This is a genomic window from Streptomyces sp. NBC_01237, assembly GCF_035917275.1.
Classification (GTDB): domain Bacteria; phylum Actinomycetota; class Actinomycetes; order Streptomycetales; family Streptomycetaceae; genus Streptomyces.
This window is the reverse complement of the sequence record NZ_CP108508.1, coordinates 2,040,879-2,056,137: the sequence shown is the minus strand read 5'-3', so window position 1 is coordinate 2,056,137 and position 15,259 is coordinate 2,040,879. Positions and strand designations below refer to the sequence as shown.

General features: G+C 70.0%; 14 protein-coding genes. 6 read left to right on the top strand and 8 right to left on the bottom strand.

Annotation, left to right across the window (positions count from 1 at the left end):
* Positions 1 to 40: 40 nt before the first annotated feature.
* From pgl to tkt, 5 genes are read right to left on the bottom strand one after another with little or no spacing between them, the layout of a single operon-like run.
* A complete protein-coding gene (pgl, locus tag OG251_RS09175; RefSeq protein WP_326676692.1) occupies positions 41 to 823 on the bottom strand; it encodes a 6-phosphogluconolactonase in 783 nt (260 codons plus the stop codon).
* Positions 820 to 1,878 carry a glucose-6-phosphate dehydrogenase assembly protein OpcA gene (opcA, locus tag OG251_RS09170; protein WP_326676691.1) on the bottom strand — a complete coding sequence of 353 codons (1,059 nt, stop codon included), beginning with the start codon at positions 1,876 to 1,878 and terminating at the stop codon, positions 820 to 822. Before opcA ends, pgl begins: the two co-directional genes overlap by 4 nt.
* Positions 1,875 to 3,407 (bottom strand): glucose-6-phosphate dehydrogenase, encoded by a 1,533-nt coding sequence (gene zwf, locus OG251_RS09165; protein ID WP_266808221.1) that lies wholly within the window; start codon positions 3,405 to 3,407, stop codon positions 1,875 to 1,877. The genes opcA and zwf overlap by 4 nt, the downstream gene beginning before the upstream one ends.
* A gap of 5 nt (positions 3,408 to 3,412) precedes the next feature.
* A complete protein-coding gene (gene tal / locus OG251_RS09160) occupies positions 3,413 to 4,531 on the bottom strand; it encodes a transaldolase (RefSeq protein WP_073720284.1) in 1,119 nt (372 codons plus the stop codon).
* A gap of 36 nt (positions 4,532 to 4,567) precedes the next feature.
* Complete coding sequence (tkt, locus tag OG251_RS09155) at positions 4,568 to 6,655, bottom strand: transketolase (protein WP_326676690.1); 2,088 nt, start codon at positions 6,653 to 6,655, stop codon at positions 4,568 to 4,570.
* Positions 6,656 to 6,940: 285 nt separating this feature from the next.
* Between tkt and OG251_RS09150 the strand changes: the two genes are divergently transcribed.
* Complete coding sequence (locus tag OG251_RS09150) at positions 6,941 to 7,894, top strand: heme o synthase (RefSeq protein ID WP_266808225.1); 954 nt, start codon at positions 6,941 to 6,943, stop codon at positions 7,892 to 7,894.
* Between the two features lie 91 nt (positions 7,895 to 7,985).
* Entirely contained in the window at positions 7,986 to 8,354 is a 369-nt protein-coding gene (locus tag OG251_RS09145; RefSeq protein ID WP_326676689.1) for a hypothetical protein, read from the top strand.
* 203 nt (positions 8,355 to 8,557) lie between these two features.
* Here the strand turns inward: OG251_RS09145 and OG251_RS09140 are convergent, their stop codons facing one another.
* The 3 genes from OG251_RS09140 to OG251_RS09130 form a co-directional block, all read right to left on the bottom strand.
* Complete coding sequence (locus OG251_RS09140) at positions 8,558 to 9,541, bottom strand: COX15/CtaA family protein (RefSeq protein WP_326676688.1); 984 nt, start codon at positions 9,539 to 9,541, stop codon at positions 8,558 to 8,560.
* A gap of 85 nt (positions 9,542 to 9,626) precedes the next feature.
* Positions 9,627 to 10,394 carry an ABC transporter permease gene (locus tag OG251_RS09135; RefSeq protein WP_326676687.1) on the bottom strand — a complete coding sequence of 256 codons (768 nt, stop codon included), beginning with the start codon at positions 10,392 to 10,394 and terminating at the stop codon, positions 9,627 to 9,629.
* The gene (locus tag OG251_RS09130; protein ID WP_326676686.1) at positions 10,391 to 11,317 is read right to left on the bottom strand and encodes an ABC transporter ATP-binding protein; all 927 of its coding nucleotides are present in this window, start codon (positions 11,315 to 11,317) and stop codon (positions 10,391 to 10,393) included. Before OG251_RS09130 ends, OG251_RS09135 begins: the two co-directional genes overlap by 4 nt.
* A 205-nt stretch (positions 11,318 to 11,522) precedes the next feature.
* Between OG251_RS09130 and OG251_RS09125 the strand changes: the two genes are divergently transcribed.
* The 4 genes from OG251_RS09125 to OG251_RS09110 all read left to right on the top strand — a co-directional run bounded on the left by OG251_RS09125 (position 11,523) and on the right by OG251_RS09110 (position 15,254).
* Positions 11,523 to 12,266 carry a helix-turn-helix transcriptional regulator gene (locus tag OG251_RS09125; protein WP_326676685.1) on the top strand — a complete coding sequence of 248 codons (744 nt, stop codon included), beginning with the start codon at positions 11,523 to 11,525 and terminating at the stop codon, positions 12,264 to 12,266.
* Positions 12,263 to 13,684: a Fe-S cluster assembly protein SufB gene (gene sufB / locus OG251_RS09120; protein WP_326676684.1), complete on the top strand. Its 1,422-nt coding sequence runs from the start codon at positions 12,263 to 12,265 to the stop codon at positions 13,682 to 13,684. Before OG251_RS09125 ends, sufB begins: the two co-directional genes overlap by 4 nt.
* A gap of 71 nt (positions 13,685 to 13,755) precedes the next feature.
* Complete coding sequence (gene sufD, locus OG251_RS09115) at positions 13,756 to 14,937, top strand: Fe-S cluster assembly protein SufD (RefSeq protein WP_326676683.1); 1,182 nt, start codon at positions 13,756 to 13,758, stop codon at positions 14,935 to 14,937.
* Positions 14,937 to 15,254, top strand: a complete 318-nt coding sequence (locus tag OG251_RS09110) for a bifunctional 3-phenylpropionate/cinnamic acid dioxygenase ferredoxin subunit (protein ID WP_073720274.1) — start codon at positions 14,937 to 14,939, stop codon at positions 15,252 to 15,254. Before sufD ends, OG251_RS09110 begins: the two co-directional genes overlap by 1 nt.
* The last annotated feature ends 5 nt before the right edge of the window (positions 15,255 to 15,259 follow it).

Sequence of the window (15,259 nt, the reverse complement as noted above, 5' to 3'; positions counted from 1 at the left end):
TGAGCGAACCGGGCCTCCTTACCGTCCTGCTGACGGCCTCTCAGGAAGAGGCCGGCGGATACAGCGCACGCGGCAGCCGCGAGGCCGCCGGGGCGTCCAGCAGCCACAGCGTCCTGGAGCGTCCGTACGCCCCCGCCGCCGGTGCCTGGATCTCCCCGGCACCGGACAGCGCGATGGCCGCGGCCTCCGCCTTGTCCTCGCCCGCCGCCAGCAGCCACACCTCGCGCGCCGCCCGGATCGCGGGCAGCGTGAGGGAGACCCTGGTCGGCGGCGGCTTCGGGGCGCCGTGCACACCGACGACGGTGCGCACGGTCTCCCGTACCGCGGGCAGCTCCGGGAAGAGCGACGCGACATGTGTGTCCGGGCCGACGCCCAGCATCAGCACGTCGAACGTCGGTACGGGGCCGTGGTCCTCCGGCCCCGCCGCGGCGGCGAGTTCGGCGGCGTACCCCTCGGCCGCCTCGTCCGCGTCACCGCCGTACGGGCCGTCGGAGGCCGGCATCGCGTGCACCCGGGCCGGGTCCAGCGGTACCGAGTCCAGCAGGGCCTCGCGGGCCTGCGTGACATTGCGCTCGGGGTCACCCTCGGGCAGGAACCGCTCGTCGCCCCACCACAGGTCGAGCCGCGCCCAGTCGACCGCGTCCCGGGCGGGCGCCGCGGCGAGTGCGGCCAGCAGACCGTTGCCGTTGCGCCCACCGGTCAGCACCACCGAGGCGCTGCCGCGCGCTGCCTGGGCGTCCACGATCTTCGTGATCAGCCGGGCAGCCGCGGCCTGCGCCATCAGCTCCTTGTCGCGGTGCACGACCAGTTGGGGGACCGTCACTTGGACGCCGCCTTCTTGGCCGGGGCCTTCTTCGCGGCGGCCTTCGGCGCGTCGCCGGCCGGCTGCTTCGCCGACCGGTCCGCGGCCGGCTCCGCCGCCCGGACGGTCTTCGCCGCCGGTGCCTGTGGCGGACCGGCGAGGCGCTCCACACCGAACTTCACCGCGGACTCATAGGTGTTGTCCGGGTCGAGCCGTCGCAGCTCCTCCGCGAGCAGCTCGGCGGGCTCCCGTCGCTTGAGCGCCACCGCGCGGTCCGGCTGGCCCTCCATGGAGAGCGTGGCCAGTGAGCCGTCGGCGCGGTCCAGGACGATGACGCCGTCCTTCGTGTCCAGCCGGACCGCGGTCAGACCGGGACCGCCGGAGAGCGTGCGCTCCACCGGGACCCCCAGCCGGTCCGCGAGCCACATGGCGAGCAGTTCGCAGCTGGGGTTGTCGCTCTCGCCCTCGACGGTCGCGGCGGTGACCTCGGCGGGCTGCTGGTCCAGCGCGGCGGCCAGCATCGAACGCCACGGCGTGATGCGGGTCCAGGCCAGATCGGTGTCGCCGGGGTGGTACGTCGCCGCGCGGACCGCCAGCTCGTCGAGCGGGCGCTCGGCGGAGTAGGCGTCCGTGATCCGGCGCTGGGCGAGGGCGCCCAGCGGGTCCTTCGCCGGTTCGGCGGGCGCGCCCTCGGGCCACCACACCACGACCGGGGCGTCCGGCAGCAGCAGTGGCAGGACCACCGACTGGGCGTGGTTGGCCAGTTCGCCGTGCAGACGCAGGACGACGGTCTCGCCGGTGCCCGCGTCGGAACCGACCCGGACCTCGGCATCCAGCCGGGCGTCGCGGCGGCTGCGCGGCGAGCGGCTCAGCCGCTTGATCACCGCGATGATGCGCGAGGGGTGCTCGCGCGAGGCGTCGCCCGCCGACTTGAGCGCGTCGTACGCGTTCTCCTCGTCGGTGACGATGACCAGCGTGAGCACCATGCCGATGGCCGGGGTGCCGATGGCCCGGCGGGCCGACACCAGGGCCTGGTTGATCTTGCTGGACGTGGTTTCCGTGAGATCGATCTTCATGGCCGGCGCCAGCTCCGTCCGTCGCGTGCGAGCATCTCGTCGGCTTCGGCCGGACCCCAGGTGCCGGCCGCGTACTGCGCGGGCTTGCCGTGCGTGTCCCAGTACTCCTCGATCGGGTCGAGGATGGTCCAGGAGAGCTCGACCTCCTGGTGGCGGGGGAAGAGGTTGGCGTCGCCGAGCAGCACATCGAGCAGCAGCCGCTCGTACGCCTCGGGGCTCGACTCCGTGAAGGACTCGCCGTACGCGAAGTCCATCGTGACGTCCCGGACCTCCATCGAGGTGCCGGGCACCTTGGAACCGAACCGCACGGTCACCCCCTCGTCCGGCTGGACCCGGATGACCAGGGCGTTGCCGCCCAGCTCCTCGGTCGCGCCGGACTCGAAGGGCAGATACGGGGCCCGCTTGAAGACGACCGCGATCTCGGTGACCCGGCGGCCGAGCCGCTTTCCGGTCCGGAGATAGAACGGCACGCCCGCCCAGCGGCGGTTGTTGATCGTGAGCTTGATCGCCGCGAAGGTGTCGGTCGTCGACTTGGGGTCGATACCGTCCTCCTCCAGGTAACCGGGGACTTCCTCGCCGCCCTGCCACGCGTGCGCGTACTGGCCGCGCACGGTGTGCTTGCCCAGGTCCTCCGGCAGCTCGACGGCCGTGAGCACCTTGAGCTTCTCGGCCACCAGCGCCTTCGGGTGGAAGGAGCCGGGCTCCTCCATCGCGGTCAGCGCCAGCAGCTGGAGCAGGTGGTTCTGGATGACGTCACGGGCCGCGCCGATGCCGTCGTAGTACCCGGCCCGGCCGCCGATGCCGATGTCCTCGGCCATCGTGATCTGGACGTGGTCGACGTAGGAGCGGTTCCAGATGGGCTCGAACATCGTGTTGGCGAAACGCAGCGCCAGGATGTTCTGGACCGTCTCCTTGCCCAGGTAGTGGTCGATCCGGAAGACCTCGTTGGGCGGGAACACGTCGTGCACGAGCTGGTTGAGCTCCTGCGCGCTGGTGAGGTCGTGGCCGAACGGCTTCTCGATGACGGCACGCCGCCACGAGCCTTCCTTCTGGTCGGCGAGCCCGTGCTTCTTGAGCTGCTGGACGACCTTGGGGAAGAACTTCGGCGGCACGGACAGGTAGAAGGCGAAGTTGCCGCCCGTGCCCTGTGCCTTGTCGAGTTCCTGGATGGTGGCCTTCAGGGTCTCGAAGGCGTCGTCGTCGTCGAAGTTGCCCTGGACGAAGCGCATCCCCTGGATGAGCTGCTGCCAGACCTCTTCGCGGAAGGGGGTACGGGCGTGCTGCTTGACGGCGTCGTGGACCTCTTGGGCGAAGTCCTCGTCCTGCCACTCGCGGCGGGCGAAGCCGATGAGCGAGAAGCCCGGCGGCAGCAGGCCGCGGTTGGCCAGGTCGTAGACAGCGGGCATCAGCTTTTTGCGGGACAAATCGCCCGTGACGCCAAAGATGACCAGGCCCGACGGCCCCGCGATACGCGGGAGCCGTCGGTCCTGGGCGTCACGAAGCGGGTTGGCTCCGGGAACACCAGACAAGGTGGTCAGCCCTCCGAAGGGGCGAGGCGCTTGAGCTCCGCCTCAGTGGACGTGAGCAGGTCGTTCCAGGACACCGCGAACTTCTCGACGCCCTCGTCCTCCAGGACCCCCACGACGTCGTCGTAGGAGATCCCGAGCTTCTCGACGGCGTCGAGCTCGGCGCGTGCCTGCTCGTAGGTGCCGGCGATGGTGTTGCCGATGATCTGTCCGTGGTCCGCCGTGGCGTCCAGCGTGGCCTCGGGCATGGTGTTCACCGTGCCGGGGGCGACCAGGTCGTCGACGTACAGCGTGTCCTTGTACGCGGGGTCCTTGACGCCGGTCGAGGCCCACAGCGGACGCTGCTTGTTGGCCTGGCCCTTGTCGAGCGCGGCCCAGCGGTCCGAGGAGAAGACCTCCTCGTACGCCTGGTAGGCGAGACGGGCGTTGGCGAGCGCCGCCTTGCCCTTCAGCGCCTTGGCCTCGTCCGTGCCCAGCGCGTCGAGCCGCTTGTCGATCTCGCTGTCGACCCGGGACACGAAGAACGACGCCACCGAGTGGATCTTGGAGAGGTCCAGGCCCGCGGCCTTCGCCTGCTCCAGGCCCGCCAGGTAGGCGTCCATGACCTCGCGGTAGCGCTCCAGCGAGAAGATCAGCGTCACATTGACGCTGATGCCCTTGCCGATGACCTCGGTGATCGCCGGCAGACCGGCCTTCGTCGCCGGGATCTTGATAAGCGTGTTCGGCCGGTCCACCAGCCAGGCCAGCTGCTTGGCCTCGGCGACGGTCGGCGCGGTGTGGTGGGCCAGACGCGGGTCCACCTCGATGGAGACCCGGCCGTCCTGGCCGTCCGTCGCGTCGAAGACCGGACGCAGGATGTCGGCGGCGTCACGGACGTCCGCCGTCGTGATCATCCGGATGGCCTCGTCGACGGTCACCTTGCGGGTGGCGAGGTCGGTGAGCTGCTGCTCGTAACCGTCACCCGAGGAGATCGCCTTCTGGAAGATCGACGGGTTGGTCGTGACACCCACGACGTGGCTCTGGTCGATCAGCTCGGCGAGGTTGCCGGAGGTGATCCGCTTGCGCGACAGGTCGTCGAGCCAGATCGCCACGCCCTCGTCGGAGAGGCGCTTGAGTGCGTCTGTCATGAGAAATGCATCTCCTACTAGTCGTATATACCGGCGTCAGCGCGCGGCGGCGGCGAGAGATTCCCGCGCGGCGGCGGCCACGTGCTCGGCGGTGAAGCCGAACTCGCGGAACAGCACCTTCGCGTCGGCCGACGCACCGAAGTGCTCCAGCGACACGATCCGGCCGGCGTCCCCGACGTACCGGTACCAGGTCAGACCGATGCCCGCCTCGACGGCGACCCTGGCCTTCACGGACGGCGGCAGAACGCTGTCCCTGTACGCCTGGTCCTGCTCCTCGAACCACTCGACCGACGGCATCGAGACGACCCGGGTCGGCACACCGGCCGCCTGGAGCTGCTCGCGCGCCTCCACGGCGAGCTGCACCTCGGAGCCGGTACCGATCAGCACGACCTGCGGCTCGCCGCCGTCGGCGTCGAAGAGCACGTAGCCGCCCTTGGCCGCGTCCTCGTTCGCCTCGTACGTCGGCACGCCCTGCCGGGTGAGCGCCAGACCGTGCGGGGCGCCCTTGCCGAACACCTTGGTGTAGCGGCGCAGGATCTCGCGCCAGGCGATCGTGGTCTCGTTGGCGTCGGCCGGGCGCACGATGTTCAGGCCCGGGATGGCGCGCAGCGCGGCCAGGTGCTCCACCGGCTGGTGGGTCGGACCGTCCTCGCCGAGGCCGACCGAGTCGTGCGTCCACACGTAGGTCACCGGCAGGTGCATCAGCGCGGACAGGCGCACGGCGTTGCGCATGTAGTCGGAGAACACCAGGAAGGTGCCGCCGTAGATGCGGGTGTTGCCGTGCAGCGCGATGCCGTTCATGGCCGCGGCCATGGCGTGCTCGCGGATGCCGAAGTGGATCGTGCGGCCGTAGGGGTCCGCGCCCGGCAGCGGGTTGCCCACCGGGAGGAACGAGGAGTTCTTGTCGATCGTGGTGTTGTTCGAGCCCGCGAGGTCGGCGGAGCCGCCCCACAGCTCGGGGATGATCCCGCCGAGCGCCTGGAGCACCTTGCCGGAAGCGGCACGGGTGGCGACGCTCTTGCCCGGCTCGAAGACGGGGAGCTTCTCCTCCCAGCCCTCGGGCAGCTCGCCCGCGGCGATCCGGTCGAACTCGGCGGCGCGCTCCGGCTGGGAGGTGCGCCACGCGGCGAAGGACTTCTCCCAGGTGGCCTTGGCCTCACGGCCGCGGTCCAGTGCCTGACGGGTGTGCCCGATGACCTCGTCGGAGACCTCGAAGGTCTTCTCCGGGTCGAAGCCCAGGACCCGCTTGATGGCCGCGACCTCGTCGTCGCCGAGCGCCGAGCCGTGCGCGGCCTCGGTGTTCTGGGCGTTCGGGGCCGGCCAGGCGATGATCGAACGGGCCGCGATGAACGAGGGGCGCCCGGTCTCCGCCTTGGCCGCCAGCAGCGCGTCGTACAGACCCTTGGGGTCCAGGTCGCCGCTGGGCAGCGGGTCGACACGCTGGACGTGCCAGCCGTACGACTCGTACCGCTTGAGGGTGTCCTCGGAGACCGCGGTCTCCGTGTCGCCCTCGATGGAGATGTGGTTGTCGTCCCACAGCATGGTCAGGTTGCCGAGCTTCTGGTGCCCGGCCAGCGAGGACGCCTCCGACGAGATGCCCTCCTGGAGGCAGCCGTCACCGGCGACGACCCACACGTTGTGGTCGAACGGGGAGGTGCCCGGAGCCGCGTCCGGGTCGAACAGGCCGCGCTCGTACCGCGCCGCCATGGCCATGCCCACGGCGTTGGCGACACCCTGGCCCAGCGGCCCGGTGGTCGTCTCCACACCGGTGGTGTGCCCGTACTCGGGGTGGCCCGGCGTCTTGGAACCCCAGGTGCGGAAGGCCTTCAGATCATCGAGCTCCAGGCCGTAACCGGCCAGGTAGAGCTGGATGTAGAGGGTCAGGCTGGTGTGGCCGGCCGAGAGGACGAACCGGTCGCGGCCGGTCCAGTCGGCGTCCGCGGGGTCGTGCCGCATCACCTTCTGGAAGAGGGTGTACGCGGCGGGAGCCAGGCTCATCGCCGTACCCGGGTGGCCGTTTCCGACCTTCTGTACGGCGTCCGCGGCGAGGACGCGGACAGTGTCCACGGCCCGCTGGTCCAATTCGGTCCACTGGAGGTCTGTGGTGGTCGGCTTGGTGCTCACCCTGAGTCAGGGCTCCTCTCCACTGTTGTAACCGGTGGCTGTTACCGCACCGGGCATTGTCGAGCCTACCCCCGTCACCACGCTCGATTTCCGGGCACTTTCCAGGGTGCGGGCGACCTGCCGACTTCGCCTCCCGGCGGAATGCGTCCGTTCGCCACGGCGCCACCCCAACACGACCCCACCCCCGCGAAGAACGGCGTATCCGCAACGTCTACAGTGGACTGGTTCGCGCAAGTCTTTACCGGGCCTTCACGCCCGGAGCTTGCTGGGATTTCTCTGTCAGGGGTGTGCGTGACGGCCGTCGAGTCCCGACCCGCAGGGGTCGCCTTGACTCCGAGCCCAGGGGGCCATCGCCCGTTCGGGGCCCGCATCAAGGCATTCGTGGCGCTTACCAAGCCGCGGATCATCGAGCTGCTGCTCATCACCACCGTTCCGGTGATGTTCCTCGCCGCTCAGGGTGTGCCAGACCTGTGGCTCGTACTCACTACCACCACCGGCGGATATCTTTCCGCGGGCGGTGCCAATGCGCTGAACATGTACATCGACCGTGATATCGACGCGTTGATGGACCGTACGTCGCAGCGTCCGCTGGTCACCGGCATGGTGAGCCCACGCGAGTGCCTGGCTTTCGGAATCGCCCTCGCGGTGATTTCCACCGTCTGGTTCGGGTTCTTCGTCAACTGGCTCTCGGCGTGGCTCGCGCTCGGCGCGCTCCTCTTCTATGTCGTCGTCTACACGATGCTGTTGAAGCGCCGTACCTCGCAGAACATCGTCTGGGGCGGAATCGCGGGCTGCCTCCCGGTCCTCATCGGCTGGTCCTCGGTGACCAACTCGATGTCGTGGGCCGCCGTCATCCTCTTCGCCGTGATGTTCTTCTGGACGCCGCCGCACTACTGGCCGCTGTCCATGAAGGTCAAGGAGGACTACGCCCGGGTCGGCGTCCCGATGCTCCCGGTCGTCGCCTCCAACCAGGTGGTCGCCCGCCAGATCGTCCTCTACAGCTGGGTGATGGTCGCCGTCTCGCTCCTGCTGACCCCGCTGGGCTACACCGGCTGGTTCTACACGGTGGTGGCGCTACTCGCCGGCGGGTTCTGGCTCTGGGAGGCGCACGGCCTCCAGAGCCGCGCCAAGGCCGGGGTCACCGGTGGCAAGCTCAAGGAGATGCGGCTGTTCCACTGGTCCATCACCTATGTGTCGATCCTCTTCGTCGCGGTCGCGGTGGACCCCTTCCTCCGCTGACGCGGCACCTGCCTCCACGGGCGGGGTACGTGGCCCAGGCCACGTACCCCGCCCGTCGCCGTTTGATCTACCCGTCGGTAGCATCCTGTGCATGGCAGAGACGGCAGCAGACACGGCAGAGACCCAGCGGGCGGACAGCAGGCAGGCGGCCCGTGCGGAGCGCAGGGCGGCGAAGCTCGCCAAGCAGATCGGCGCCTTCGCCGAGGCGCACGGCGGCGCCGAGGGACAGCTCGCCTACATCGGGCAGACCGGCACCCGCATCGTCCTCGTCGGCGAGGACGGCGGCTGGGGCGACCTCGTGGCACCGTCGTACGCCGTCGCGGAGAACGCCGCGCGGAAGTCCGGGATCACGATGCACGAGTCCTTCGACGGCGAGTTCGCGGCCAAGGTCCGCACCGGCCCGTACGAGTGGTCCAGGATGGCCGGCATCCAGGTCGGCGGCCCCTCCAACGACCGCTGATCCGCTCGCTCCGGCAGCGGACGGCACCCGGGCCCGTGCAGCACACGGGCCCGGACCGGACCCGGAGCCGGAGTTCACCCGTCGGGCCGTACGCACCCGTGCGCCGGGTGGGTCAGGGACGCCGAAACGCCGCCTCCGGCAGACCGGGGGCGGCGTTTCGCTGTCCGGGGTGAGGGCGACGGGCGCGGGCCGCCGCCCCGGGTTCAGCTCGTGGGCGTGGGCGCGGTCTCCGGCCGTTCGGCGGACGGGGCCGGCACCGGGGCGGCCACGGCAGCCCGCTCCCGCATGCTCAGCGCCAGCCGCAGTACGGCGATCCACATCAGGGACGAGCCGAACATGTGGATGCCGACCAGGACCTCGGGGACATCGCTGAAGTACTGCACGTAGCCGATCGCGCCCTGCGCCACCAGCACGATCAGCAGGTCACGGGAGCGTGCCCGGGTGTCGGCGGGCGCGTCCACCATCCGCAGGGCCAGCCACATGGCGATGGACAGGGCGCAGACCACCCAGGCGCCGATGGCGTGCACATGCGCCGCCGCGTTCCAGTCCCACGGCATGCGCGGGACGTCGCTGCTGTCACCGGCGTGCTTGCCGGAACCGGTGACCGTCGTGCCGAGGGCGATCAGGAGGACCGTGGTGGCGACGATGGCCCAGGACAGGTTGCGTACCGGGCGCGGGGCGCGCGGGACGGCCGGGCCGTCACCCTCGCCGACCCGCACCCAGGTGATGACGGCGACGGTGAGCAGGCCGTTGGCCAGCAGGAAGTGCCCGGCCACGGACCACGGGTTGAGGCCGGCCCAGACCGTGATCCCGCCGATGACGGCGTTCCCCATCACGAGCCAGAACTGCGACCAGGCGAGCCGCGACAGTCCGCGGCGGCGGGGCTTGACGGAGCGCACCGCGATGATCGCCCAGCCGACCGCGGCCGACAGGACGTAGGTGAGCATCCGGTTGCCGAATTCGATGGCGCCGTGCAGACCCTGCTCGGGCGTGGCGAAGAGGCTGTCGTCGGTGCACTTGGGCCAGGTGTCGCAGCCCAGGCCGGAGCCGGTGAGCCGGACGGCACCGCCCGTGATGATGATGAACACGGTCATCACGACCGCGGAGAGCGCGGCGCGCCGTACCACCTTGGTGGACGGCGTCCAGCGCTTGGCGATGTAGGAGAGGGGGGTTTCCACGCGCACCATCGTAGGCCGGGGCTTGTGCATGTTTTCACGAGGGGTGGGGTCGTTCCCGGACGACTCCGGACATCACCGGAATGTCAGCGGCCGCTCACTCCCAGCGGAAGAAGCGCGCCGCCGCGCCCAGCCCCAGTACCGCCCAGACCGCCAGGATCCCGAGATCGCCCCAGGGCATGGACGCCCCGTGCTGGAGCACGTCCCGCAGCCCGCCCGAGAGCGCCGAGATCGGCAGCAGGTCCAGCACGGACCGCACCGCGTCCGGGAACTTGTCCAGCGGCACGATCACCCCGCCGCCGACCAGCAGCAGCAGGAAGACCAGGTTGGCGGCCGCGAGTGTCGCCTCGGCCTTCAGCGTCCCCGCCATCAGCAGTCCGAGCCCGGAGAAGGCCGCGGTGCCCAGCACCAGGAGCAGCAGGACGGCGAAGGGGTTGCCGTGCGGCGACCAGCCGAGCGCGAAGGCGATCACCGTCAGCAGCACGATCTGGAGCACCTCGGTGACCAGTACCGACAGCGTCTTCGCGGTCATCAGGGCCCAGCGCGGCAGGGGAGAGGCGCCGAGCCGCTTGAGCACCCCGTAGCGCCGCTCGAAGCCGGTGGCGATGGCCTGGCCGGTGAAGGCCGTCGACATCACCGCGAGCGCGAGGATGCCGGGCGTCAGGAAGTCGACCGACTCGCCCGAGCCGGTGTCCACGATGTCGACCGCGCCGAACAGCACCAGCAGCAGCGCCGGGATGATCACCGTCAGCAGCAGCTGCTCGCCGTTGCGCAGCAGCATCCGCGTCTCCAGCGCTGTCTGCGCGGCGATCATGCGGGACAGCGGGGCGGCCCCCGGGCGGGGGGCGTACGTACCGGCGCTCATGCGCGCAGCTCCTTGCCGGTCAGTTCGAGGAAGACGTCCTCCAGGGTGTGCCGCTCCAGGGAGATGCCGTCCGGCATGACGCCGTGCTGGGCGCACCAGGAGGTGACGGTGGCCAGCAGCTGCGGGTCGATCCGTCCGGTGATGCGGTACGTCCCCGGGACCGGCTCGGCCGCCCCGCTGCCGTCCGGCAGCGCCTTGAGCAGCGAGCCGAGGTCCAGGTTCGGGCGGCCGGTGAAGCGCAGGGTGTTCTCGGCGCCGCCCCGGCACAGCTGCTCGGGGCTGCCCGTCGCGATCACCCGGCCCGCGTCGACGATCGCGACGTCGTCGGCCAGCGCCTCGGCCTCGTCCATGAAGTGGGTGGTCAGGACGGTCGACACGCCGTCGGCGCGCAGCTCCCGTACGAGGTCCCAGGTGGAGCGGCGGGCCTGTGGGTCCAGGCCCGCGGTCGGCTCGTCCAGGAACAGCAGCTCGGGGCGGCCGACGACCGCCATGGCGAGCGAGAGGCGCTGCTGCTGGCCGCCGGAGAGCCGGCGGTAGGAGGTCCGCCCGCAGCCGCCGAGGCCCAGGCGCTCGATCAGGGCGTCGACGTCCAGGGGGTGGGCGTGCAGTCGGGCCATGTGCCGGAGCATTTCCTCGGCCCGTGCACCCGAATAGACCCCTCCGGACTGAAGCATGACGCCGATCCGGGGGCGGAGCTTCTCCGCCTCGGTGACGGGGTCGAGGCCGAGGACCCGCACGGAACCCGCGTCGGGGCGGCGGTAGCCCTCGCAGGTCTCGATCGTGGTGGTCTTCCCGGCGCCGTTCGGTCCGAGGACCGCGGTCACCGCGCCGGCCGGGACAACCAGGTCGAGGCCGTCGAGTGCGGTCTTGGTGCCGTACCGCTTCACCAGGCCCTTGACCTGTACGACAGGCTCGCTCTTCATGGCGGGTAAGTCTAGGCAGGGCCGGGAGCGGGGCGGTCTCCGGGGAGGGGCGTGGGCCCGCCGCGGGGAGGCCCGCGGACCGGTGCGGGGAGGCCCGCGGGCCCGTCGGCGGGGCCAGATTAGGTAACCCTAAGTGACGAATCGCACCGTTGATCATTCCGGACCGTGGTTGTCAGGGCCGGATGAATTACGCAACAATGGCGTTGTGAAATACGTTGGCGAGGCTCCGCAGGAGGAACTCGCGACCGGTGAGCGCTCGACGCGCAACCGGGTCGCGCGCTCCATCCTGGACCACGGCCCGTCCACCGCCGCCGATCTGGCCAAGCGCGTCGGCCTCACCCAGGCCGCCGTCCGCCGCCACCTCGACGCCCTCGTCTCCGACGATGTCGTCGAAGCCCGCGAACAGCGGGTGTACGGGGCACGGACCCGCGGCCGTCCCGCCAAGGTGTTCGCCCTGACGGACTGCGGCCGGGACGCTTTCGACCAGTCCTACGACAAGCTCGCCGCGGACGCGCTGCGCTGGATCGCCGAGACCTCGGGCGACGACGCGGTGCTGGCTTTCGCCCGTGCCCGGATGGCCGTCCAGGCCGAGGGGTACCGTGCGGCGGTCGAGGCCGCGGCCCCCGAGGACCGCGCCGAGGCGTTGGCCAAGGCCTTGTCGGCCGACGGGTACGCTGCTATGGCGCGAAGCGCGCCGGGCCCCCAGCAGGGCGAGCAGCTGTGCCAGCACCACTGCCCGGTCGCGCATGTCGCCGAACAGTTCCCGCAGCTGTGCGAGGCGGAGACGGAATTCTTCTCCAGCCTCCTGGGAACCCACGTGCAGCGTCTGGCCACCCTCGCCCACGGCGACGGAGTGTGTACGACGTTCGTGCCGCGCAGCGGTCACGCACCACCACCACAGACCACCCCATCAGCATCCGCAAGTACGGCCGGGAGGAACCCCGCATGACGCTCCCTACGGAGACTGCCCACCCTGAGCTCGAGGGTCTGGGCACGTATGAATTCGGCTGGGCCGACTCCGACGCGGCAGGCGCGGCGGCGAAGCGCGGCCTCTCCGAGGCTGTCGTCCGCGACATCTCGGACAAGAAGAACGAGCCCGAGTGGATGCTGAAGCTCCGGCTCAAGGGCCTGAAGCTCTTCGGCAAGAAGCCCATGCCGAACTGGGGCTCCGACCTGTCGGGCATCGACTTCGACAACATCAAGTACTTCGTGCGGTCCACCGAGAAGCAGGCGGAGTCCTGGGAGGACCTGCCCGAGGACATCAAGAACACGTACGACAAGCTCGGCATCCCCGAGGCGGAGAAGCAGCGCCTCGTCGCCGGTGTCGCAGCCCAGTACGAGTCCGAGGTGGTCTACCACCAGATCAACGAGGAGCTGGAGGCGCAGGGTGTCATCTTCATGGACACCGACACGGCGCTGAAGGAGCACCCGGAGCTCTTCAAGGAGTACTTCGGCACCGTCATCCCCGTCGGTGACAACAAGTTCGCCTCGCTGAACTCGGCCGTGTGGTCCGGTGGCTCGTTCATCTACGTGCCCAAGGGTGTCCACGTCGAGATCCCGCTCCAGGCCTACTTCCGTATCAACACGGAGAACATGGGCCAGTTCGAGCGGACGCTGATCATCGTCGACGAGGACGCCTACGTCCACTACGTCGAGGGCTGCACCGCGCCGATCTACTCCTCGGACTCGCTGCACAGCGCCGTGGTCGAGATCATCGTGAAGAAGGGCGGCCGCTGCCGCTACACGACCATCCAGAACTGGTCGAACAACGTGTACAACCTCGTCACCAAGCGTGCCGTGGCGTACGAGGGCGCGACCATGGAGTGGGTCGACGGCAACATCGGCTCCAAGGTCACCATGAAGTACCCGGCCGTCTACCTGATGGGCGAGCACGCCAAGGGCGAGACCCTCTCCATCGCCTTCGCGGGCGAGGGCCAGCACCAGGACGCCGGCGCCAAGATGGTGCACATGGCTCCGAACACCTCCTCCAACATCGTCTCCAAGTCGGTGGCGCGAGGCGGCGGCCGGACCTCCTACCGCGGTCTGATCGAGATCGGCGAGGGCGCGCCGGGCGCGAAGTCCAACGTGCTCTGTGACGCGCTGCTGGTCGACACGATCTCGCGCTCCGACACCTACCCCTACGTCGACGTCCGCGAGGACGACGTGTCGATGGGCCACGAGGCGACCGTCTCCAAGGTCTCCGAGGACCAGCTCTTCTACCTCATGAGCCGCGGACTCACCGAGTTCGAGGCCATGGCGATGATCGTGCGCGGCTTCGTCGAGCCGATCGCCAAGGAGCTGCCCATGGAGTACGCCCTGGAGCTCAACCGGCTGATCGAGCTGCAGATGGAGGGTTCGGTCGGCTAGTACGGCCGAGCGCCGTACCACCGCACGAATCCCCCGAGTTCTTGACTGAGAAAGCGAGCACTACGACAGCCATGGCTGAGGCTCAGAACATTCCGGCGGGCTCCACGACCGCCGGGTCCATCGCGGTGGCCGCCGAGTCGACCGTCGCCACGCGCATGAGCGCGCCCCCGTCCTTCGACGTCGCGGACTTCCCGGTCCCGCACGGCCGCGAGGAGGAGTGGCGGTTCACGCCGCTGGAGCGGCTGCGCGGGCTGCACGACGGCACCGCCGTCGCCACCGGCGGCGGCGTCAAGGTCGCGATCGAGGCGCCCGAGGGCGTCACCGTCGAGACCGTCGGCCGCGACGACGCACGGCTCGGCAAGGCCGGTACGCCGGTGGACCGGGTCGCCGCCCAGGCGTACTCGGCCTTCGAGCAGGCCTCGGTCGTCACGGTCGCCAAGGAGGCCGTGCTCACCGAGCCGATCCGCATCGCGGTGCACGGCGAGGGCGGCGTGGCGTACGGCCACCAGGTCATCGAGCTGGGTGCCTTCGCCGAAGCGGTCGTCGTCATCGACCACACCGGTGACGCGGTCCTCGCCGCCAACGTCGACTACGTCGTCGGCGACGGTGCGAAGCTGACCGTCGTCTCCGTCCAGGACTGGGACGACACCGCGGTCCACGTCGGCCAGCACAACGCGCTGATCGGCCGGGACGCCTCGTTCAAGTCGATCGTCGTCACCTTCGGCGGAGACCTGGTGCGCCTGCACCCGCGGATCGCCTACGCGGGCACCGGCGGCGAGGCCGAGCTGTTCGGCCTGTACTTCACCGACAAGGGCCAGCACCAGGAGCACCGCCTCCTGGTCGACCACAACACCCCGCACTGCAAGTCCAACGCGGTGTACAAGGGCGCGCTCCAGGGCGACGGCGCACACGCCGTGTGGATCGGTGACGTCCTCATCCAGGCGAAGGCCGAGGGCACCGACACCTACGAGATGAACCGGAACCTCGTCCTCACGGACGGCGCCCGGGTCGACTCCGTACCGAACCTGGAGATCGAGACCGGCGAGATCGTCGGCGCCGGCCACGCCTCGGCGACCGGCCGCTTCGACGACGAGCAGCTCTTCTACCTCCAGTCGCGCGGTATCCCCGCCGAGGAGGCCCGCCGGCTCGTCGTGCGCGGCTTCTTCGCCGAACTGGTCCAGCAGATCGGCCTGCCGGACGTCGAAGCGCGTCTCCTCGACAAGATCGAGACCGAGCTGAAGGCGTCCGTCTGATGGCCTTCGTCAAAGCCTGTGCGCTGAGTGAGCTGGAGGACGACACCCCCAAGCGGGTGGAGCTCGACGGCACACCCGTCTCCGTCGTCCGTACCGAGGGCGAGGTGTTCGCGATCAACGACATCTGCTCGCACGCGAACGTCTCGCTGTCGGAGGGCGAGGTGGAGGACTGCATGATCGAGTGCTGGCTGCACGGATCGAGCTTCGACCTCCGCACCGGTAAGCCGTCCGGCCTTCCCGCGACGCGCCCCGTCCCCGTATACCCCGTAAAGATCGAAGGGGACGATGTGCTCGTCTCCGTCACCCAGGAGTCCTGAGTCAC